This is a genomic window from Anaerobiospirillum succiniciproducens DSM 6400 (assembly GCF_000482845.1).
Classification (GTDB): Bacteria; Pseudomonadota; Gammaproteobacteria; order Enterobacterales; family Succinivibrionaceae; genus Anaerobiospirillum; species Anaerobiospirillum succiniciproducens.
This window is the reverse complement of sequence record NZ_AXWV01000137.1, coordinates 1-1916: the sequence shown is the minus strand read 5'-3', so window position 1 is coordinate 1916 and position 1916 is coordinate 1. Positions and strand designations below refer to the sequence as shown.

The following is a 1916-nucleotide window of genomic DNA, read 5'->3' as shown; positions in this document are numbered from 1 at the left end:
GAGCTCATTACCGCTCAGCGTAACTATCAGGCTAATGCACAGTCTCTGCAGACTCAGAACACTGTAATGGATAGCATCCTGAATATCCGTTAATAGCTCAATTTTTCCGAACATAACTTCACGCCGGGCCCTGCCCGGCGTTCTTATTTCTGGCATATGAATTGCTCAATTAGATTTATATGAAAATGAAAGCAAGTTTTAGATTATGCAGATGTTGTTAGACTGCATTAACTAATAACTATACAAAGCGGAGCTAATGTCATGTTCGGAATTTCAGTTAGCGGTATTAAGAACTCCCAGAAGCACATTGATGTGACTTCTAATAACATCTCTAATACCAATTCTTACGGTTTTAAAAAGTCACGTGCCGAGTTTGCTGATGTTTACGCAAACAGCGTATTCACCAACTCAAAGACCAACTCAGGCATGGGTGTGCAGAACACTGTAGTTTCACAGCAGTTCGTTCAAGGTGCTCTGTCAGGTGACACTGGCAACCCACTGGATATGGCTATCCAGGGTAATGGCTTCTTCGTTCTTGAAGGCCCTGGCTCTGATGCACAGACTTTCACTCGTAACGGCGCATTCCAGATCAACAAGGAAGGCTTCGTAGTTACCGCTATGGGCGACTATCTTCAGGGTTGGGATGTTAACCCAGATGGTACTACTACCTCCTTAGATCTAAGCAACACCCACAACATTCGCCTACCAGCAGACACTGGTGCACCTCAGATGTCCACCAACATCTCCATCGGTGTAAACCTTCCTGCTGACAAAGACAATATAAAACCAAATCTACCAGCAAATGATCCATGGACTGGTCAGCCTTGGGCTCCTGCCCAGACCGCCCCTCAGTATGGCGTTATGAGAAAAGCTGATGGTACTATTGCAAATACCCAAGCTGACGCTCAATTTACTCAATACTACACTGACTTTGATCCAAAGGATGCGAGCACCTATACTGCATCCACTTCACAGACCATCCATGACTCTTTAGGTCGTGCTCATACTTTAACTTACTACATGTTAAAGATGGGGCCTGAGGGCGATAAGTCCAACAATAACGTTTGGACAGTTATTCCTTTTGTTGACGGTAAACCAGTTGATATTTCTGCCCAACAAAATGGCGGCAAGACTGAATACCCTACTATGATTACCGTCCCGCAGAATTCTAATTCAACTGCAGCCGGCTCAAACTATTTTGGTTTCAAGTGTACTTTTAGCCCGAACGGCGAAATGAAAAATACCGTACCTGGCAAACTTGAGCTTTGTAACCCAGCAGACGCAGCTAATGCAAACTTAAAGAACCCAAATAGCTTACGCCACACTTTATTCGGTAACCCAAATGCAGCTCCAGGTTCACAAGATCTCACTGGTTCTGTTAATGCCCAAAACGCACCAGATCTGACCTTCAAGAAAGATGGTATGGAGGGTTGCGACGGTACCTTACATACTGCAATAGGCCAGGGTATTGAGCCAACACAGAAGCTAAACATTCAGTTTGCTGCTAGCCAGTACGGTTCTTCTAACTTCTCTGTAAGTCAGGCTCCTACTAATGATGGCTATGCAACTGGTATTCTCATTGGTATGTCTGTTGATGAGAACGGCATTATTCAGTGTGAGTACTCCAATGGCCAGGTTAAGAACATTGCTAAGGTTGCCATGGCAGACTTTGCTAACCAGCAGGGTTTAACCAAGATTGGTGATACTCAGTGGAAGCAGTCTAATGCATCTGGTGAGGCTATCGCTAAGGAAGCTAACTCAGGTTCTGCAGGCTCGATTAAGGGCTCTAACCTCGAGCTTTCTAACGTTGACCTGACCAACGAGTTAGTTGAGCTCATTACCGCTCAGCGTAACTATCAGGCTAATGCACAGTCTCTGCAGACTCAGAACACTGTAATGGATAGCATCCTGAATAT

2 protein-coding genes are annotated in these 1916 nt (G+C 44.9%); both read left to right on the top strand.

Annotated elements, in window-relative coordinates; genetic code table 11:
- Positions 1–6: 6 nt before the first annotated feature.
- A complete protein-coding gene (locus tag H524_RS18015; protein WP_281171310.1) occupies positions 7–93 on the top strand; it encodes a flagellar basal body rod C-terminal domain-containing protein in 87 nt (28 codons plus the stop codon).
- Between the two features lie 168 nt (positions 94–261).
- On the top strand, positions 262–1916 hold a 1655-nt coding region (locus tag H524_RS16855), incomplete at its 3' end, for a flagellar hook protein FlgE (RefSeq protein ID WP_027940342.1).